General features: G+C 59.8%; 15 protein-coding genes and 1 other RNA gene. 13 read left to right on the top strand and 3 right to left on the bottom strand.

Translation table 11 applies throughout. The features are described 5' to 3' along the window. Positions 1-45: 45 nt before the first annotated feature. Both LSG25_RS07640 and LSG25_RS07635 read left to right on the top strand, forming a co-directional pair. The gene (locus tag LSG25_RS07640; protein WP_232744084.1) at positions 46-1,209 is read left to right on the top strand and encodes a mandelate racemase/muconate lactonizing enzyme family protein; all 1,164 of its coding nucleotides are present in this window, start codon (positions 46-48) and stop codon (positions 1,207-1,209) included. A 230-nt stretch (positions 1,210-1,439) separates the two neighbouring features. Further along, positions 1,440-1,625 carry a hypothetical protein gene (locus LSG25_RS07635; protein WP_232744083.1) on the top strand — a complete coding sequence of 62 codons (186 nt, stop codon included), beginning with the start codon at positions 1,440-1,442 and terminating at the stop codon, positions 1,623-1,625. Between the two features lie 15 nt (positions 1,626-1,640). Here LSG25_RS07635 and LSG25_RS07630 read toward each other — a convergent pair whose 3' ends face one another. Further along, positions 1,641-2,135, bottom strand: coding sequence for an aminoacyl-tRNA deacylase (locus LSG25_RS07630; RefSeq protein WP_232744082.1), 495 nt, complete (start codon positions 2,133-2,135; stop codon positions 1,641-1,643). A 27-nt stretch (positions 2,136-2,162) separates the two neighbouring features. After that, positions 2,163-3,074: a site-specific tyrosine recombinase XerD gene (gene xerD / locus LSG25_RS07625; protein WP_370636001.1), complete on the bottom strand. Its 912-nt coding sequence runs from the start codon at positions 3,072-3,074 to the stop codon at positions 2,163-2,165. 271 nt (positions 3,075-3,345) lie between these two features. Here xerD and modA point away from each other — a divergent pair, with 271 nt between their 5' ends. From modA to LSG25_RS07610, 3 genes are all read left to right on the top strand, one after another. Continuing rightward, positions 3,346-4,074: a molybdate ABC transporter substrate-binding protein gene (gene modA, locus LSG25_RS07620; protein WP_232744608.1), complete on the top strand. Its 729-nt coding sequence runs from the start codon at positions 3,346-3,348 to the stop codon at positions 4,072-4,074. A gap of 84 nt (positions 4,075-4,158) precedes the next feature. Continuing rightward, positions 4,159-4,851 carry a molybdate ABC transporter permease subunit gene (gene modB / locus LSG25_RS07615; RefSeq protein WP_232744080.1) on the top strand — a complete coding sequence of 231 codons (693 nt, stop codon included), beginning with the start codon at positions 4,159-4,161 and terminating at the stop codon, positions 4,849-4,851. Continuing rightward, positions 4,848-5,549 carry a sulfate/molybdate ABC transporter ATP-binding protein gene (locus tag LSG25_RS07610; protein WP_232744079.1) on the top strand — a complete coding sequence of 234 codons (702 nt, stop codon included), beginning with the start codon at positions 4,848-4,850 and terminating at the stop codon, positions 5,547-5,549. Before modB ends, LSG25_RS07610 begins: the two co-directional genes overlap by 4 nt. Positions 5,550-6,485: 936 nt before the next feature. On the opposite strand, the gene LSG25_RS07605 is transcribed toward LSG25_RS07610, so the two are convergent. Then, positions 6,486-7,316: a TOBE domain-containing protein gene (locus LSG25_RS07605; RefSeq protein WP_232744078.1), complete on the bottom strand. Its 831-nt coding sequence runs from the start codon at positions 7,314-7,316 to the stop codon at positions 6,486-6,488. Positions 7,317-7,452: 136 nt separating this feature from the next. On the opposite strand from LSG25_RS07605, the gene LSG25_RS07600 reads away from it, so the two are divergent. From LSG25_RS07600 to LSG25_RS07565, 8 genes are all read left to right on the top strand, one after another. Beyond that, positions 7,453-10,110, top strand: a complete 2,658-nt coding sequence (locus tag LSG25_RS07600) for a PD-(D/E)XK nuclease family protein (protein WP_232744077.1) — start codon at positions 7,453-7,455, stop codon at positions 10,108-10,110. Further along, positions 10,100-13,432 carry an exodeoxyribonuclease V subunit beta gene (locus tag LSG25_RS07595; RefSeq protein WP_232744076.1) on the top strand — a complete coding sequence of 1,111 codons (3,333 nt, stop codon included), beginning with the start codon at positions 10,100-10,102 and terminating at the stop codon, positions 13,430-13,432. Before LSG25_RS07600 ends, LSG25_RS07595 begins: the two co-directional genes overlap by 11 nt. Positions 13,433-13,514: 82 nt before the next feature. Continuing rightward, an RNA gene (ffs, locus tag LSG25_RS07590) (signal recognition particle sRNA small type) lies at positions 13,515-13,612 on the top strand. A gap of 102 nt (positions 13,613-13,714) precedes the next feature. Beyond that, the gene (dnaX, locus tag LSG25_RS07585) at positions 13,715-15,616 is read left to right on the top strand and encodes a DNA polymerase III subunit gamma/tau (protein ID WP_232744075.1); all 1,902 of its coding nucleotides are present in this window, start codon (positions 13,715-13,717) and stop codon (positions 15,614-15,616) included. 34 nt (positions 15,617-15,650) lie between these two features. Further along, positions 15,651-15,977 carry a YbaB/EbfC family nucleoid-associated protein gene (locus LSG25_RS07580; RefSeq protein WP_232744074.1) on the top strand — a complete coding sequence of 109 codons (327 nt, stop codon included), beginning with the start codon at positions 15,651-15,653 and terminating at the stop codon, positions 15,975-15,977. Next, on the top strand, positions 15,977-16,585 hold the full coding sequence (gene recR / locus LSG25_RS07575) for a recombination mediator RecR (RefSeq protein WP_232744073.1): 609 nt from the start codon (positions 15,977-15,979) through the stop codon (positions 16,583-16,585). The genes LSG25_RS07580 and recR overlap by 1 nt, the downstream gene beginning before the upstream one ends. Positions 16,586-16,814: 229 nt before the next feature. Further along, positions 16,815-17,855, top strand: a complete 1,041-nt coding sequence (locus tag LSG25_RS07570; RefSeq protein ID WP_232744072.1) for a substrate-binding domain-containing protein — start codon at positions 16,815-16,817, stop codon at positions 17,853-17,855. Beyond that, on the top strand, positions 17,848-18,657 hold the full coding sequence (locus LSG25_RS07565; RefSeq protein WP_232744071.1) for an ABC transporter ATP-binding protein: 810 nt from the start codon (positions 17,848-17,850) through the stop codon (positions 18,655-18,657). The genes LSG25_RS07570 and LSG25_RS07565 overlap by 8 nt, the downstream gene beginning before the upstream one ends.

Here is an 18,657-nt window from a genome sequence, read left to right as displayed (position 1 = left end):
TTGAATCATCAGTATTCCCCTGAGCAATTCAAAGAGATGGACGATATGAAAATACTTGAAATTCGTGAAGTCACCAAGCCGATCGCTTCACCGATCCGCAATGCCTATATTGATTTTTCAAAAATGACGAGCAGTCTTGTCGCCGTTATTACCGATGTGGTCAGGGACGGCAGGCGGGTTGTAGGCTACGGGTTCAATTCAAACGGCCGCTACGGGCAGGGCGGCCTGATTCGCGAGCGCTTCATGCAGCGGATAGCCGATGCCGATCCGGTGTCTTTACTGAACGATGAGCACGATAATCTGGACCCCGACCGGATATGGTCGACCTTAATGACCAACGAGAAGCCGGGTGGGCATGGTGAGCGGTCCGTGGCGGTGGGAACCATCGATATGGCGGTTTGGGATGCCGTGGCAAAAATCGCGGGCAAGCCTCTGTTTCGCTTATTGGCGGAGCGCCACAAGCATGAGGCCAACCCGAAGGTGTTCGTGTATGCGGCAGGCGGCTATTATTATCCGGGCAAGGATCTGTCGGCGCTGCGGTCAGAGATGCGCAGCTATCTGGACCGCGGCTACAACGTCGTCAAGATGAAAATTGGCGGAGCTTCCGTATCCGACGATGCGAAGCGAATAGAGGCCGTATTGGCCGAGATCGGCGGCCAGGCGCAACTGGCTGTGGATGCCAACGGACGCTTCGATCTGGATACCGCGATCGACTACGCCAAGATGCTCAGAGCCTATCCCTTGTTTTGGTACGAAGAAGCGGGGGATCCCCTCGATTACCGTCTGCAGGCCGTGCTGGCCGACTATTATCCCAATCCGATGGCGACCGGCGAAAATCTCTTCAGTCATCAGGACGCCCGCAATCTGCTGAGGTATGGCGGGATGAGGCCGGACCGGGATTGGCTGCAGTTCGATTGCGCGCTGTCGTACGGCCTTTGCGAGTACCTGCGTACGCTGGAAGAGCTGAAAATCGCCGGATGGTCTTTCGACCGATGCATTCCGCACGGTGGGCACCAGATGTCCCTGAATATTGCTGCGGGCCTGGGTTTGGGCGGCAATGAAAGTTACCCGGATCTGTTCCAGCCTTATGGCGGCTTTCCCGATGGTGTTGCGGTCGAGAACGGCCATATCGTCATGCCCGAGCTGCCAGGCATAGGGTTTGAAGGAAAGCAGGCGCTATACCAGGAGATGCGCAATCTGGCTCAATGACGCGTATCAAGGCGTGTCGTGTCTTGCATGGGGCCGATGGCCCCATTTTTCTTTCCGCGGGCGCCTGTAACGCAGCGAAATAACTACTTTCCACAAGACTCTCTCAGTCTCCATCCAAAGGCTTATGATGCTCACGTCACGCACTTGAGCATCGTATTCAGGTGTCCCGCACAGGCGCGTGGCGGCTCCCGGAAGCTCAAGTCCTGGGAGAAAATGTTGGAGTTCATCTCATGAAAAAAGCAGTGGTGTCCGCAGCCTTGTTTTCCTTGTTTTTGGGCGGCTGTGTTGCCTATGTGCCGGCGCACAGAAGAGTCGTCGTCGAACATCCCCGCGTCGTGGAAGTTCGCCCCGCGCCGCCTCCAGTCATTGTGGTGCAGCCTCGGCGCAGATACTATTACGGTGGCCCGTCTTACTAGGAAAGTCGATGCTGCTCAGCCTTTGGGCAGATTGACCTGTACCGGTTTGGCTTGCAGCAGGCGGGCCAGGGTGTCCGAGGGCAGGCTGATGATATAGCCGCGGCGCCCGCCGTTCAGATAGATCGTCGGATAATCGAGCAGGCTGGCTTCCACCCAGACCGGCATTTTCTTGCGCGTGGCAAAGGGCGAAGTGCCGCCTACCTGGTAGCCCGAATGCTTTTGCGCAATGTCGGGTGCGCAGGGGCCGACTTTTTTGACACCGATCTGGCGCGCCAGATTTTTGGTCGACACCTCGCAATCGCCATGCATGAGAACAACCAGGGGGTGGCCGTGTTCATCTTCCATGATCAGGGTCTTGGCCATGGCGTGCGGGTCGATGCCCAATTGTCTGGCGGCTTCCGGCGCTCCGCCGTGATCGATATATTCGTAAGAGTGCTCGGCGAAGGCAACGCCATTTTTTTTCAGGAATTGCGTGGCCGGGGTTTCCGAGACGTGTTTGGCTTTGGACATGGCGTGTGATGGCGGGAATAAAAAGGGTCAGGCGCGCGGGTGGTGCTTGGCATGCAAAGCCTTGAGCCGCTCGCGCGCGACGTGAGTATAAATCTGGGTGGTCGAGATATCGGCATGCCCCAGCAGCATTTGAACGACGCGCAGATCGGCGCCATGATTGAGCAGGTGGGTGGCAAAGGCGTGCCTTAAAACATGGGGCGACAGCGGAGTGTTTATATCGGCCAGCAAGGCGTATTTCTTGACAATCAGCCAGAACGACTGGCGTGTCATGGCAGCGGCCCTGGCGGTGACGAACAAGGCGTTGCAGCTGCGGCGCCCAAGCAGCGCGGGGCGCGACTGCTGCAGATATAGATCGATCCAGTGCGAGGCCTCGGCGCCCAATGGGACCAGGCGATCCTTGCCGCCTTTGCCCATGATGACTCGTACCACGCCTTCGTTAAGGCTGACGTCGAGCAGACTCAAGTTGACGAGTTCGGATACTCGCAGGCCGGTGGCGTACAGTGTTTCGAGCATGGCCCGGTCGCGTCGTCCGAGGTCGCTGCGTTCGTCGGGCGCGTCCAGTAATTGCTCAACCTGGTTTTCCGATAGGGTTTTGGGAAAGCGCGCAGCCTGTTTGGCGGCATGCAGGGTCAGGCAAGGGTTGCCGTCGGCTCGTCCCTGGCGCAGGGCCCAGATGTAATAGCGCTTCAAGGCCGCCAGGCGTCGATTGGCCGTGCTGGCCTTGGATGTGGCGTGGCGTGCCGCAAACCAATCCTGGATATCGGCTGCCTGGGCCTGATCGAGGTTTTTTTTTGTCTTGCCGTCGAGCCACTGGGCAAAGGCGGTGAGATCCCGGCGGTAGGCAGCCAATGTGTTCTCGGCCAAACCGTCTTCGAGCCAGACGGCGTCCAGGAACGTGTCTATCGAAGCGGGGGCGGGAAAAGTCAAGATGCTGGCCAAAAAGGTGGGTTCATGCATGAACAGGGTATCTGGCTTTTATTCTATACGACACGAATCAGGGCTTGTGAAGAAGGATGCGGATTGGGATGCTGACAGAGCGATTCCGCCAATCAGGGTTTGACTATCGTTATATACCTATATATATTTCGATACGGTACCGCCGGAAGTTGCGATGGTCGGCCGTGTTGGGCCAGCGCCGTCCCGGTCGGCCGCTTGTCAGCCGAAATTGAAAAAGGAGACCGCAGTGAAAAAATGGTTGCCCGCAGCAGCTATGGCCTTGAGTGCCCTGCTTTGCATGCCGGCCGCGTCGGCCGATGAACTGGTGATATCGGCAGCGGCGAGCTTGACCAATGCATTCAAGGCAGTGGCCCAGAAATTCGAAAGCCAGAATCCCGGCGTGCATGTGCTGCTGAGTTTCGGCGCGTCGGACGTAGTCTTGCAGCAGATCATCAACGGGGCCCCGGCCGACATATTTGCCTCCGCGGATCAGAAATCCATGGACAAGGCGGTTGCCGCCAAAGTCGTCGATCCGGCTTCACGGCGCGATTTTGCACGCAATGAAGTGGTCTTGATTGTGCCGGCCGATAGCACGCTGGGCTTGCATTCGGCCAAGGATTTGACCAAGGCCGGCGTCAAGCGTGTGACCTATGGCAATCCGGCTTCGGTGCCGGTGGGGCGTTATACCCAGGCGGCGCTGAAGAGGGTGGAATTGTGGGAACCTTTGCAAGGCAAGGCGGTGCTGGCGCAAAACGTGCGCCAGGCGCTGGATTATGTAGCGCGCGATGAGGTGGACGCGGGCTTTGTGTTTGCCACCGATGCGGCCATCATGCCCGACAAGGTCAAGGTGCTTCAGTCCCTGGCCACGCCCGAGCCGGTACTGTATCCGATTGCCCTGACTGTGCGCGAACATCGCAGCTCCCATGCGCAGGCGTTCCTCAAGTTCGTATTGTCTTCCGAAGGCCAGGCGATTTTAGCGCGCTATGGATTCAGGAAGCCATGACGCCATGGCAGGATGCGCCGGGCATCGGCCCGTCGCCAAATCGGGAATAGAACGGCTCAAGGCCATAGCCATATTCAAATAGCCATGAACGGATACGGATTCACGGTCCCATTATTGCTCTCGCTCAAGGTTGCGGGCTGGGCAACTTTTTTTGCGACAGTGCTGGGTGTGGGCCTGGGTTTCGGGCTGTCTCGCTGGCGTTCGCAGTGGTGCGATTTTGTTGATTCGGTGTTGACGCTGCCCATGGTTCTGCCGCCTACGGTCATGGGCTATTACCTGCTGGTGCTGTTTGGTCGCCGCGGCTGGCTGGGCGAAGTCCTGGCCCGATGGGGCATAGACCTTGTGTTTACCTGGCAAGGGGCGGTGATGGCCGCGACGGTGGTGGCGTTTCCGATGGTGTTGAAGTCGGCGCGCGCGTCGTTTCAGGAAATCGACCCGCAGCTCGAAAACGCGGCGCGCATTCTGGGGGTAAGCGAGGCGGCGTTGTTTTTCAGGGTGATGCTGCCGCTTGCTTCACGGGGTATTTTTGCCGGTGTTCTGCTGGCATTTGCGCGTGCCCTGGGCGAATTCGGCGCAACCTTGATGATAGCGGGCAGCATTCCGGGGCGAACCCAGACCTTGTCGATCGCCATTTATGAAGCGGTACAGGCCGGCGATGATAGCCTGGCGAACATACTGGTACTGATTACCTCTTTGACGTGCATAGTGGTGCTTTGGGCCGCAAGCCGCCTTTTGCCGGCCAATTCGCGCAAAACGGTCCGTCGGATGCGTTCATGAGCATCAGCATTCAAATTGCCCGTCGGCTCCTTGCCGGCGATCGCGAATTCTCGCTGGATGTGGCCTTCGACACAGACCAGCGCCGGATCGCCCTTTTTGGTCCGTCCGGGGCCGGGAAAACTTTAACGCTGCAATCGATAGCGGGTTTGATGCGGCCCGATAGCGGACGTATCGTTCTCAACGGCAGGACGCTTTTCGATTCGGACAAGCAGCTTTGCCTGATGCCTCAGGCACGCAGGGTAGCGTATTTGTTTCAGGACTATGGCTTGTTTCCGCACTTGACTGTGCTGCAGAACATTTGCTTTGGCCTGAGCCGCGGCTGGCGCAATCCCGGGCGCCGTATCGTTCCGGAGGCGGCCGGCAAGTGGATAGCGGCCTTTGAGCTGGAGGCCATTATTCACAGCTATCCGGCGGAAATATCGGGTGGGCAAAAGCAGCGGGTGGCGCTGGCGCGTGCGCTTGCCGTCGAGCCCGAGATATTGCTGCTCGATGAACCCCTGGCTGCGCTGGACGCCACTTTACGGAAGAAAATGCGCATCGAGCTGTCGGCTTTGCAGCGGCGGCTCGATATACCCATGATAGTCATCACGCACGATCCGGACGATGTGCGGGAATTGGCCGATCATGTCTACGAAATCCGGGATGGAAAAATCACAGGCTCGGCCAGCCCTTTGGAATTGCTTGCGCGCAGCGTGTAATGCTGCGTCTGTTGACTAGAGCGTTTTTGGTTCGAGTGGGTTACGGCGTTTGGGTGTTTACGGCATTCTTCGATGGATGGGGTATTGGTATTTACGTTTTGGTAGCTTTGGTATTTAAAGACGCCGTCTATCGGGGCTTGGGGTCAGGGCCGGCACGGCGTGCTTGATCCGGATCTACCTCGTCCAGGCGGGCGTCGGGCCAAACTCGCTACGCCGCTGGCGCGGCTACGCTCAAACATGGCCCGCCGAAAGCCCCCGCCTTCCCTACGGTAGCATCCGGCGCACGCCTTACGCCGGCCCTGACCCCAAGCCCCGATAGACGGCTCACGTTACGGCATGCCTGGAATTGCATCACGGGATGCCTGGAATTTACGTGCTCGCACCTACCGTTAATGGGCCTGCACCCATAGAACCGTTAACGTGCCCGCACTCATGCCCTCTATCACGTGGCCGTATCTACTTCGATTGACTTCTTGATGGATTGACGACTCGATTGACTAAACGCCCGCCGCCTCAACGTATCCCGTGATTGGCTAAACGCCGCTTCCCCAACATATACCCCGATGCATTGCTTCAACGCGAGCCGCAGGGTGGGCGGTGCTGTGTAGTCCGGCGGTAGTCCAGCGCCGGGTGCTGACGAAGGGAAGGCGGGGGCCTTCGGTGGGCCCTGTCTGAGTGGCGCCCCGCATCGCGGGGCGACGCGAGTTGGCCCGACGCCCGCCTGGACGAGGCAGACCCGGGCAGTCGGGGTGCGTAGCACCACGACCGCTGGACGTGCCGGACTACACAGCACCGCCCACCCTGCGGCGTCTTTATAGAATTAACCGCCGCCTACACAGCAACGCACAGATCAAAGTCACGACCCAAGCCTAAAAACAGCTCAAAACGAAAGTCGCTGAAACGCGCCCAGCGTCGTAAACACTCAAACCAAAATCGTCAGTCTGTCACCCCCAGCATCACGCTGGAGGCTTTGAAGATGGCAATGGCCGGATCGCCTTCCTTCAGATTCAAAGACGAGACGCTTTCCAGAGAGACTATCGCGGCAATGATACTGCCCTGATCGAGCTCAATGCACACTTCGGCATTGACGGCCCCGTTGACAATGCGGCTGATGCGTCCCTGCAATTGGTTGCGGGCCGACAGCCTCAGCCCTGCGCCCGGCAGCCCGACGATGACCGACGAGGCCTTGATGAAAGCCAGGGCCCGCTTGCCGGGTGCGAGTTCGAGGTTCTGCACGCTTTCTTTGGTAATCGATGCCACCAGCTCGTAGCCCTTGCCGAGATCGAGAATCACTTCGTCGTTGACAGCCCCCGATTTGATCTGCCTGATGCTTGCTGCCAGTTTGTTGCGGGCGGATGTTTGAATCATCATGTGCTGGATCAGTTCGAGGTTGTGGGCGGATTGCCGGCCCGCCTTGGCTAGAATAGCCATGAAACGCTGGTGCTCGGCATTGAGCGTCTGGTAGATTTGAATCAGTTCCAGGGCACGTGCAGTCAGACGCGCGCCGCCGCCTCGCTGGCCACCGGTATTGCGTAGCACCAAGGGTTCGCCGGCCAGATTGTTCATGGTATCGACAGCATCCCAGGCGGCCTTGTAGCTCAAGCCGATTTTTTTTGCAGCGGCCGTAATCGAACCTTCCTGGCCTATGGCGTCAAGCAAGGCCATGCGCTTTTGATTTCCCCAGCTCTGGGTGCCCGAACGAAATGAAATCGAGCCAGTAAGTTCTACCGGTTCGGGCATCGGGGGGTTTTTGCGTGGGCTGCTCATGCTTCCAGTGTAATGGCGCTGCGGCTAGGGCGGCAACCTGCTTTAATATGCAGACACGCGGCAGCGGATTATTTGTGCCTGGCTATCGCCGCTGCTTGACCATCATGGCTTGTGGCCTGGGAAAATGCAAAAAACAATGAATGCTATGCATGCTCCAATTTCTTTAATTGATCTGGCCGGCCTGCCCAGCACCGAAACGCTGGTGCTGACGGTCAACAACCGGTATGCGCGTCGCATGATTTCAGAGTTGTCCGCCGGGCTCGGGGCCGAACGCGGGGTCATGGCGCTGCCCGATATTTTGCCTTTGGGCGCCTGGCTGAAGCAGGCCGACGATCAATTGGCTTTCGCGCCCGAGAAGGCGCTGCCTTCCTATGCATTGGATGCCTTTGGCGCGCGGCAGCTATGGCAGAGAACCATTGCGGAAGCCGAGTCGAACCATGTTTTACTGGATGTGGCGCAGGCGGCGCGCCTGGCTATGGAGGCTGACCGGCTGCTGTCGGAGTGGCGCATAACCGTGAGCGTGGAGAACGAAACCAGCGATTATCAACGCTTTCATGTCTGGCGGGACCTGTACCGGGCTCGCCTGGTCGGCCTGGATGCCGAAGATGGCAACCAGGCGTACGAACGCATCCTGAAAGCCATTGAGGCAGGGCGTCTGGCAGCGCCTTTTCGTATTTTGATCCTGGCGGGTTTTAACGAGCTGTCACCGCGGTTCTCAAGTTTGCTGCGGGGTTTGTCGGAACAAGGGGTAGAGATCAGGAGCTTGCAGGTCCGGCAAGTCCGTGCCGATCGGATTGCGCGTATTCAGGCATCGGACCCGGATTCCGAATGGCGTTTGGCGGCCCAGTGGGCCGCGGACAGCTTGCGTCAGAATCCGCAAGGGCGTTATGCCATTGTCGCCGCCCGGCTCGAGACGGATGTGGCGCTGGCCCATCGGGTGTTGCGCGAGGCCCTGGGAGAGACGCAGACCGAGACTGCCGCACCTTATAACGTGGCGGTGGCCCGTGCCTTGTTCGAGTGGCCTTTGGTGCGTGCGGCTTTAGCCTGGCTGGAAATAATTGCCACCTACGCGCGAAAGAAATATTGCACGCCCGAGTTATTGGGGCAAGCGCTGCTGGCGGGGTACTGCGAGGCGGATTTTCCGGAATCGTCGGGGCGCGCCATGATCGATGCGCTGTGGCGCAAAAAAGCGCGGCTCAGGGTGTCGAATGCGGCGTTTGGCGAGTTGCTCGCTCAATTTGCGCCTCGCCTTGCGCAGGCATGGCAGGCTTTGACGGATGATGCGGCGCGCGATATCGGGCGTGCCGCCGTCGATACCTGGGTGCGGCGTTTCCGAAGCATGTTGCAAGCCTTGGGGTTCCCTGGAGACGCGGCGCTGGATAGCCATGCCTATCAGGTCATGGAGGCGTTTGATGCGTTGCTGGCTCGTTTGGGCAAGCAGGCGCCGGTACTGGGAGACATCGATTTCCCTGTCGCCTTGGGCCTGCTCAGGCAACTGGCCATCGAAACTCCATTTCAGCCGCAGCGCGACCCCTCGGCTCGCCTCGACGTTCTGGGGTTTCTCGAGGCGGAAGGAGGGAGCTGGGATGGGTTATGGATATTGGGCTTGAGCGATGAGGTCCTGCCGGCATCCTCCAAACCCAATCCGTTCATTCCGCTGGCCGCTCTGCGTCAGGCCAATGCCCCACGAGCCACGCCGGAGCGGGAATTGCAGTGGGCGGGTGATATGTATGAAGCCTTGTTGTGCTGCGCGCCGCAAATCTGGCTTAGCCATCCCCAGCACGAAGGAGAGCGTGAGCTGCGGCCGAGCCCCTTTATAGCCGAGCTTGCTGCGCAAGTGTGCACGTCGCATTTGCCCGAGCAGGCTCCCGCACTGCTCGAAAGCCTGGCCGACGATCAGGGGCCGGCGCTGGGGGCCGGCGGCGCGACCAAGGGCGGCATCGGCGTTATCGACACACAGGCGCGCAATCCCTTATGGGCGTTCGTCAAATATCGTCTGGGTGCGAGCCAGCTCGGCAGTTATGCCGAAATCGCCGATCAGAATGCGCGAGGCCTGTTTTTACACCGCGCCATTGAACTGGTGTGGCACATGATCGACAGTCAGGCTGCATTGCAGCGCTTGCAGGCAAGTGCGCGCTTGCGGGAACTGGTGGAAGAATCCGTGCGGCAGGCTGCGGATGAATGCCTGGCCGACTATGGCCGGGTTCTTAAAAGCCTGGAGGTCGAGCGCGGCATCAAGGTGTTGCACGCATGGCTTGAGCTGGAACTGGCGCGCACGCCTTTCAGCGTACGCGATGTCGAGCAAACCTACAATTGGTCGCACGGCGCCCTGGAGCTGAGCTTGCGCCTCGATCGTATCGACCAGCTTGCCGACGGGCGTCTGGCGATTATCGACTACAAGTCGGGTGCGGCGCGGATCGACCCGAAAAGCAGCTGGATGCGGCCACGGCCGGTCGACTTGCAGTTGCCGTTTTATGCGGCTGTACTGGCCCATGAAGACAGCCGGGTTGCTGCGCTGATTCTTGCCAGGCTGCATGCAAAGCAGGTCGAGGTCAAAGGCCTGGCCGATGGCGATTACGGTTTTGAAGGCTTGGGCGGCCTGGGCGATTGGCCGGCGTTTTCAGATTATTCGTGGGAGCGGTTGATGGACGAGTGGCGGCTGGCCATAGAGAGCCTGGCCCAGGAATACGAGATGGGCGTTGCACATAATCAGATTGCGCGTCCGGCCGACCTCGATTATTGCGATGTACTGCCTTTCTTGCGCTTGGGCGAGGAGATCAAGCATGTCGGTTAATCTGCCCAGCGACAGTGGGGTGCGCGCCGCGGCCATCGATCCCTCCCGTTCTTTTCTTATCCAGGCACCGGCGGGATCGGGTAAAACCGAGTTGCTGACGGACCGTATCCTGGCTTTGCTGGCCACTGTCAAGCGGCCGGAGGAGATCGTAGCGATTACGTTTACGCGTAAAGCGGCCTCGGAAATGCATGCCCGCGTACTGGCCAAGCTGCAGATGGGCCTTGGGGAGGCTCCGGCCGAAGCCCACAAGCAGCGCAGCTGGCAACTGGCTCGTGAAGCGATGCGGTGCGATGCGGAACAGGGATGGAATCTGCTGCAGTATCCGGCCCGCTTGAGCATACGCACGATTGATTCGTTCTGTACCTATCTGGTTCGAGCCATGCCGTGGTTGAGTTCATTGGGGGGCCTGCCGTCGATTACCGATGATGCGCGCGAGCATTACGAAGCAGCGGCGCGGGCAACCCTGGAGATGGTCGACGAATCCGAGCCGGTGGCAAGGTTGGTCGCTCATCTTGATGTCGATACGCGGGCGGCGGAAAGCCTGGTCGCCGATATGCTGGCCAGCCGCGATCAATGGCTGCCGTTGCTGGGCAGCGGCGCCGACGCGCAGCAGTTGCTTGATCACCTGAATGAGGCGCTTGAAGAAGACTTGACACGCCTTGCATCGCTCATGCCTTCGGGTTGGTCTGAGGCACTGGCTCCTTCGGTATCGCGCGCCGCGGCAAACCTGGCCGCCGGCAGCGAAACCATGGATCTAAATGCCTTGCAGGACTGGCAGGGCGAGCCTCTGGGAACCAGCGCCCATGACCTTGAGCAATGGCAGGCGCTGGCCCAGGTATTGCTGACTTCGACCAATGCCCTGCGCCGTACGGTGACCAAGAAACAGGGTTTCGAGGCCAAGTCCGACTACAAAGAGAATTTTTTGCGTTGGCTTGAAGGCGTCGATGCGCAGGAACCGTGGCTGTCCGCCCTGGCCGATGTGCGGCAGGCTCCGGCGCATGGCTATAGTCCCGATCAGATCGAAATCCTGCGCGCCTTGATTCAGGTTTTGTGGCTGGCTTCGGCCCAGCTTACTTTGCGTTTTACCGAGAAAAGCGAGATCGATTTTATTGAAATTTCCCAGCGAGCCCTGCTGGCCTTGGGTCAGGCCGACGACCCCAGCGACCTGCTGCTGAAACTCGACGCGTCGATCAGGCACCTGCTGGTGGACGAGTTCCAGGACACCAGCCAATCGCAAATCGATCTGCTGGAGCGCCTGACCGCGGGCTGGAACCAGGGCGACGGTCGTACGGTATTTCTGGTGGGCGATCCCATGCAGTCGATTTACCGTTTTCGCAAGGCCGAGGTGGGCTGGTTCCTGAAAGTGCAGGAGCGCGGTTTGACCAATGTCCCGCTTACCGCCCTGAAGCTGACGAATAATTTCCGGTCCCAGGCGAACGTGGTCAAATGGGTCAATGACGTTTTTGAGCCGCTTTTTCCGCCGCAGGCCAACTCCGCCATGGGGGCAATTCCCTATACGCCGTCGGTTGCGTTCAATGGCGGACTGGCGGGCGATGCCGTCGTATTCCATCCTGTGTGGGATACGGCTGGCGAGGAATCCGCGGAGATGGAAATTTCGTCCGTTGCCGCGGAGTCGATCGCGATCCGACTGGCCGGCGAAGCCCTGGCACGCAATCCCGATAGTGAGCATCCGGTGGCGATTCTGGTCAGAGCCCGTTCTCATCTTGATAATCTGGTGGGGCGGCTGGCACAGGAAGGCATTCCATGCCGTGCTGTCGAACTGGTGTCGCTCAAGTCCCGCCAAGTAGTCAGCGACCTGGTGCAACTGGCGCGAGCCCTGCTGCATCACGCCGATCGACTGGCCTGGTTATCGGTCTTGCGCTCACCTGTCTGCGGCTTGACGCTGGCCAGTTTGCATACTCTGTTCGGAAGCGACCATTTCCAGGCCGCTCCCATGGTGTTGTCGGCGTGGCTGAAACTCGATGCGCAAGGCAAGACGGGCCTGGAGCCTGGCGAAGCCAGGCGTTTACGCAGGGTGGCGTCAATTTTGCTTGACCAGGGCAATCGCTCCGGCAGCGTGCCTTTTGCGGCGTGGCTCGAGCGCTGCTGGCAACGTCTTGGAGGGCCGGCTGTGTATCCCGGCGCAAGCGACCAGGCCGATGCGGAGCGAGTCTTCCGCCTGATCGAAAAGCTGGCGCCTTACGGTGCCCTCGATCCGGCCGACCTGGACCTGCATCTGGATCATTTGTACGCTGCGCCAAATAGCGCCGGCCACGCGGTCGAAGTCATGACCATACATAAATCCAAGGGCTTGCAGTTCGACACGGTTATTTTGATGGGTCTGCACCGCCGGCCCCGTCCCGAGGCCCAGAAGCTGGTTCGTTTCGAGCAAAGCGAAGGGCGTCTCTTGTTGGGGCCGATCAGGCACCGCGCCTCGGATGAGCCGGATCCTGTGTCGTCCTATCTGGCCGAGCGCGAAAAGAAACGCGCCAGCTACGAGACCGATCGCCTGTTGTATGTGGCGGTGACGCGCGCGCGCGAACAGTTGCATTTGATAGGGATGCTGGGATTGGACGATAAAAAAGAGGGGCGTACGATCAAGGCGCCGGCAGCGGGCAGCTTGCTGGGACGCTTGTGGGAACATATTCAGCAGCCCGCCGCGCCGTCTCTGGTAGAGCGGACTGACCCCATCCCGCCGTTGGCGCCGGTGGCGGCCTCGCGCCGGCTTGTGCGTGTGGGCGAGAACGATCTGCCGGCTGTCGAGCCGCCACGCGTTGCGGTGCAACGCGGCGCGGCCTGGCAATGGCAGGAGGAATCCGGCGACGAGGCGGCCATAGGTACGGTGGCGCATGCCTGGCTGGAGCACATCGGCAAGGAAGGCCTCGAACAGTGGCCCGCCCAGCGTGTCGACGACAGCGTGGAAATCATGAGGACCCAGCTCGGCCGTGCCGGTGTGCCGCGAACTGCGCTGGATGCGGCTGCGGATGCCGTTCGCCAAACCCTGGTGGCGACGCTGGCGAGCAGCCGCGGACAATGGCTGTTGCGGGCGGCAAGAGCCTACCGCGAATGGTCTCTGCTGGATGCGGCCGGACGTGTGTCGGTGATCGATCTGGCTATTTCGGAAGAAAAAGGCTGGCTGGTGGTCGATTACAAAACCGGAATACCCTGGCCGGACGATACGCCGGACACATTCGCCGCCCGCATGCGCGAGCGTCATGGCGCGCAGATACAGCGCTATTGTTCGCAGGTGTCGGCGCTGGACGGCCGCCCGGCGCGAGGGGCGCTTTATTTTCCGCGGGCGGATATCTGGGTGGAGTGTTAAAAAGCCGTGTGGAATCATCATTTTGCGATTCAGGCCGGCCGTGCGCCCAGCCCTGCAGGCAACTCCTGTTAAACTCTCAATCGGCGGGCCCCTTCGCATGGTTCGGCGGTGAACCTGGTCAGGTCGGGAACGAAGCAGCCATAGTCGCTTAGGATCAGTGCCGAAGTCAGGCTCGCCTTTCTTGCTTTAGCCTCGTTTGTCCTTCAAATACCCCCCAAGCCCCCTCGAATCCGGTAAACTTTTCGTTTATCTTTAAATAGTCTCAGGGCTTTACACTCTCGCATGACTTATTTGGTACTGGCGCGTAAATGGCGGCCTCGTTCGTTTGACACCCTTATCGGGCAGGACCATGTGGTCCGGGCGCTGACGCATGCGCTGTCGACCCAGCGCCTGCACCATGCGTGGCTGTTCACGGGAACCCGCGGTGTCGGTAAAACCACCTTGTCCCGCATTCTGGCCAAATCCCTGAATTGTGAAACAGGTATTACGGCAACGCCCTGCGGCGTATGCCGCGCCTGTACCGAGATCGATTCCGGGCGCTTTGTCGATTACCTGGAGCTCGATGCCGCTTCCAACCGCGGCGTCGACGAAATGACGCAACTGCTCGAGCAGGCGGTGTACTCGCCCAGCGTGGGTCGCTTCAAGGTTTACATGATCGATGAAGTGCACATGCTTACCGGGCATGCGTTCAACGCCATGCTCAAAACGCTTGAAGAGCCGCCGCCTCACGTCAAGTTCATTCTGGCTACAACCGATCCGCAGAAGATCCCGGTCACCGTGCTGTCCCGCTGCCTGCAGTTCAATCTGAAGCAGATGGCATCCGAGTCTATCGTCGATCATTTGCAAAGCGTACTCGGACAAGAGGGCATTGCTTACGAGAAACCCGCTTTGCGTTTGCTGGCCCAGGCCGCATCGGGGTCCATGCGCGATGCCCTGTCGCTGGCGGATCAGGCGATTGCCTACAGCGCGGGCCATCTCACGACCGAATCCATTCAGGGCATGCTGGGTACGATCGACCAGCGCCATTTGCTGCGTCTGTTGCAGGCTCTGTCGTCCGCCAGCGCCAAAGAGGTTCTGCTGGTGGCCGACGAACTCGCCACTCGCGGCTTATCCTATTCCGGGGCCTTGGCCGATTTGGCCGTGCTGTTGTCGCGCATCGCCATCGAGCAGCGCGTTGGCGGCACGATCCCCGACGACGATCCCGTTGCCGGCGATGTCATGGCCTTGGCCCGCGGCATGCATCCGGATCTGGTGCAGCTGTTTTATTCCGTTGCGGTGCATAGCCGCCACGAGTTGGCGCTTGCGCCAGACGAATATGCGGGATTTGTGATGGCCTGCCTGCGCATGCTGGCCTTGGCGCCCACCTCCGGTGAAAGCGACGCTCAATCGATTCCAGCGCCGGCCCCGGCTGATATTCCGAAGCCTGTGCCAGCGGTTTCGGAGCCTGTTGCGCCTCGAGTCGCCGCTCCAGAGGCAGCCAGTGGCCCCGTTCACTCCGCCACGGCAGCGGAGCCTTTGCCTGTCGTCCCGGCGGCTCCGCCTGTTGAAACGCGTGTCCCGACTCCGGAGGCATCGCCGCCTGACTTCCCGGCCGAGCCGGAGCCCTACGATCCCGGCGACATTCCCGCCTGGGAGAACGAACCTCTCAGCGATCCCTCCGGGTTCGAAGCAATCGATCAGGCAAGCTTCGATAATGCCGATCCCGAAACGTTTCTGGACGCCGGCGCTCAGGCCGCACCGGTATTTGTTCCAGAACGATCCAAGACGAAATCGCCCAGGCTGCGCGACATGACCGCCGCCGCCTGGCCGGCATTGGCGGCGCGCCTGCCCTTGAGCGGCCTGGCCGCCGAACTGGCGCGCCAGAGCGAGTGGCTGGGGTCGCAGGGCGATCAGGTCAATCTGCGTGTGGCCATCCGCTCTTTGGCGGAAAGTCCGGGCAAGTCCCGTCTGTGCACGGTGCTGTCCGAGCATTTCGGTACGGTAGTTTCCGTCGACGTGGAATACGGCCAGACTGGCGACGAAACGGCGCATGCGGTGGCGCAGGCGCATCGCGCGGCACGTCAGCAAGAGGCCGAGCAGGCGGTTCAAACCGACCCGCTGGTGCAATCGCTGATCAACGATTTTGGGGCAAGGGTGGTACCGGGATCGGTCCAGGCCGCGCCCATTACACCCAAGGCAGCTTAAGCCGCCTTTATCTTTTTATTCAGGACAGTTCATTATGATGAAAGGCCAGATCGCCGGCTTGATGCGTCAAGCTCAGCAGATGCAGGAAAACATGAAAAAGGCTCAGGAAGCCTTGGCGGAAATCGTGGTGGAAGGCGCTTCCGGCGGTGGCCTGGTCAAAGTCTCCATGAGCTGCCGGCACGATGTAAAGCGGGTCACGATCGATCCCAGCCTGCTGGCCGACGACAAGGACATGCTCGAAGACCTGGTTGCCGCGGCATTCAACGATGCGCTGCGCAAGGCTGAAGCCACTTCGCAGGAAAAAATGTCGGCTGTCACGGCCGGCATGCCTATGCCTCCCGGGATGAAACTGCCGTTCTGATGGATGCTCCGCTGCCCGAACCCGAACCGCTCAAGGCGCTTATAGAGGCGCTGCGCCGCTTGCCTGGCGTAGGGGTGCGCTCGGCACGCCGCATGGCTTACCACCTGCTGCAGCACGACCTGGCTGGAGCCGATTTGCTCAGCCGTGCCTTGGCGGGCGCTGCGCAGGGGCTGCGCCATTGCGCGCGCTGCAACAGCTTTACCGAAGATGAAGTTTGCGCCACGTGCCTCAATCCCAAGCGCGACCAGGCTGTGCTGTGCGTGGTGGAGACGCCCGCCGATCAGAACATGATCGAATCAAGCCACGGATACCGGGGCCTGTATTACGTGCTGATGGGCCGTTTGGCGCCGCTTGAAGGCGTGGGGCCGCAGGAACTGGAGTTCGACCGCTTGCTGCAGCGCGTCGGCGACGGAGTGGTGCGTGAAGTCATCCTGGCGACCAACTTCACGGCCGAGGGCGAGACCACGGCTCATTATTTGTCCGAATTGCTGCGCTCCAAGGGCTTGGCCGTGACGCGCCTGGCCAGAGGCGTTCCGGCCGGCAGCGAGCTTGAATACGTGGACGCCGGAACGATTGCATGGGCTCTCATGGAGCGCCGCGTCACTTGACGGTTTTTTGATGCGGCTTGAAGTATCGTCAATGAAATGTAGTGAAATACCCGATTAGCCGGGCTTGTGTTCTCGGGTAATATCTGGAAATTATAAGCCAGACGCGGCCTTTGTAAGGTGTTTCAGGCAAGCAGGCTCCACGCGCTGCATGTCACTTGCTGCTATCTGATATATGAATGCCGGCTTGCCCGGTTTGTTTTTATTCGATGGACAACTCAGGAGGTCACTTATGTCTATATCTCGTCGTGATTTACTAAAATTGGCGGGTGTTGCAGGTGCTGCGACGATCGCTCCAGGTCTGGTGCGCGCCCAGGGAATCGAGAAGAAAGATGTGCAAATCGCCGTAGGCGGCCAGGCTCTCATTTATTATCTGCCCCTGTCCATCGCCGAACTCAAAGGCTATTTCAAGGATGAAGGCCTGAACGCCAAGGTCATCGACTTTGCCGGTGGCTCCAAAGCCTTGCAGGCCGTGGTGGGGGGCAGCGCCGATGTGGTGTCGGGCGCCTTCGAACATACCATTCTGCTGCAATCCAAAGGGCAGTTCTATCGCACTTTTGCTCAGCAGGGGCGCGCTCCCATGATTGTTTTGGGGGTATCCACCAAAACCATGGCCGGCTATAAAACCCCTGCCGACCTCAAGGGCAAGAAAATCGGTGTTACCGCACCGGGCTCGTCCACCAATATGATGGCCAGCTTCTTCCTGGCCAAGCATGGCCTGAAGCCTTCCGATGTTTCTTTTATCGGCGTGGGCGCGGGCTCCGGCGCCATCACGGCGCTGCGCACCGGACAGATCGATGCCATAGCCAATCTCGATCCGGTCATCAGTACGCTGGTGCATGCCAAAGAATTGAAGATCATCGCCGATACGCGTACGCTCAAAGACACCAAGGAAATCTTCGGCGGCAATATGCCTTCCGGTTGCCTGTACACCTCGCAGGCCTTCATCGATAAAAACCCCAACACGACCCAGGCGCTGGCCAACGCCATTGTGCGCGCCGACAAATGGATACAGGCGGCCAGCTTCGACGACATCGCCAAGGTTGTGCCTAAGTCTTATTTGCTGGGCGACCCCGATCTATACAAGCTTGCCTTGCAGGGCAATAAAGAAGCGCTCTCGCCCGACGGCATGGTTCCGTCCGATGGCCCGCAAACGGCCTTGAAAGCCCAGGCTGCCTACATCGCGAATTTCGCCGCGGACAAAATCAATCTCTCCAAGATCTGGACGAACGATTTCGTCATCAAAGCCAACAAGAAATATCCTCATGCCTGACGCAGCGCTTTTACTGGATAACATCACCTGCACTTTTGTATCGCGCGAGGGTGATCAGCAGCGCTACACGGCTGTCAAGGAGTCTACTCTGGCCATTGCACCGGGCGAGTTCGTCTCGGTCGTAGGGCCAACGGGCTGCGGCAAGTCGACCTTGCTCAACGTGGGGGCCGGCTTGCTTGCTCCTTCGTCGGGGCAGGTCAAGGTCTTCGGAGAAACCTTGGCCGGCATCAATCATCGCGCCGGGTACATGTTTCAGGGCGAGGCATTGCTGCCCTGGCGCAATGCGCTCGACAACGTGACGGCGGGGCTCGAGTTCGCGGATGTGCCACGCGCCGAGGCCCAGAGCAGGGGCAATGAATGGCTGAAACGTGTAGGCCTGGGAGGCTTTGAAGACCGTTACCCACACCAGATGTCCGGGGGGATGCGCAAACGCGTGATGCTGGCCCAGACACTGATACGCGACCCCGACATCATCCTGATGGATGAGCCGTTTTCCGCGCTCGACATTCAAACCCGGCAGCTCATGGAAAACGAGGTGCTCGATTTATGGATGGCCAAGCGCAAGGCGGTCTTGTTCATTACTCACGACCTCGATGAAGCCATCGCCATGAGCGATCGGGTCGTGGTGTTGTCGGCGGGCCCGGCCACTCATCCCATAGGTGAGTTCGATATCGATATTCCCCGGCCGCGCGATGTGGCCGAAGTTCGAACCAATCCCCGGTTCGTGGAACTGCACCAGGCGATCTGGGATGTTCTGCGTGAAGAAGTACTCAAGGGCTATGCCCAACAGAAGCGGGCCTGA

The organism is Paralcaligenes sp. KSB-10, assembly GCF_021266465.1.
Taxonomy (GTDB): domain Bacteria; phylum Pseudomonadota; class Gammaproteobacteria; order Burkholderiales; family Burkholderiaceae_B.
The sequence above is the reverse complement of the archived record's forward strand: the minus strand, read 5'-3'. Positions and strand labels throughout refer to the sequence as shown.

Excerpts from the sequence above, each read along its gene's own strand:
- LSG25_RS07640 (WP_232744084.1), top strand. The coding sequence starts at position 46 with ATGAAAATACTTGAAATTCGTGAAGTCACCAAGCCGATCGCTTCACCG.
- LSG25_RS07635 (WP_232744083.1), top strand. The coding sequence starts at position 1,440 with ATGAAAAAAGCAGTGGTGTCCGCAGCCTTGTTTTCCTTGTTTTTGGGC.
- LSG25_RS07630 (WP_232744082.1), bottom strand. The coding sequence starts at position 2,135 with ATGTCCAAAGCCAAACACGTCTCGGAAACCCCGGCCACGCAATTCCTG.
- modA (WP_232744608.1), top strand. The coding sequence starts at position 3,346 with ATGGCCTTGAGTGCCCTGCTTTGCATGCCGGCCGCGTCGGCCGATGAA.
- modB (WP_232744080.1), top strand. The coding sequence starts at position 4,159 with ATGAACGGATACGGATTCACGGTCCCATTATTGCTCTCGCTCAAGGTT.
- LSG25_RS07610 (WP_232744079.1), top strand. The coding sequence starts at position 4,848 with ATGAGCATCAGCATTCAAATTGCCCGTCGGCTCCTTGCCGGCGATCGC.
- LSG25_RS07605 (WP_232744078.1), bottom strand. The coding sequence starts at position 7,316 with ATGAGCAGCCCACGCAAAAACCCCCCGATGCCCGAACCGGTAGAACTT.
- LSG25_RS07600 (WP_232744077.1), top strand. The coding sequence starts at position 7,453 with ATGAATGCTATGCATGCTCCAATTTCTTTAATTGATCTGGCCGGCCTG.
- LSG25_RS07595 (WP_232744076.1), top strand. The coding sequence starts at position 10,100 with ATGTCGGTTAATCTGCCCAGCGACAGTGGGGTGCGCGCCGCGGCCATC.
- dnaX (WP_232744075.1), top strand. The coding sequence starts at position 13,715 with ATGACTTATTTGGTACTGGCGCGTAAATGGCGGCCTCGTTCGTTTGAC.
- LSG25_RS07580 (WP_232744074.1), top strand. The coding sequence starts at position 15,651 with ATGATGAAAGGCCAGATCGCCGGCTTGATGCGTCAAGCTCAGCAGATG.
- recR (WP_232744073.1), top strand. The coding sequence starts at position 15,977 with ATGGATGCTCCGCTGCCCGAACCCGAACCGCTCAAGGCGCTTATAGAG.
- LSG25_RS07570 (WP_232744072.1), top strand. The coding sequence starts at position 16,815 with ATGTCTATATCTCGTCGTGATTTACTAAAATTGGCGGGTGTTGCAGGT.
- LSG25_RS07565 (WP_232744071.1), top strand. The coding sequence starts at position 17,848 with ATGCCTGACGCAGCGCTTTTACTGGATAACATCACCTGCACTTTTGTA.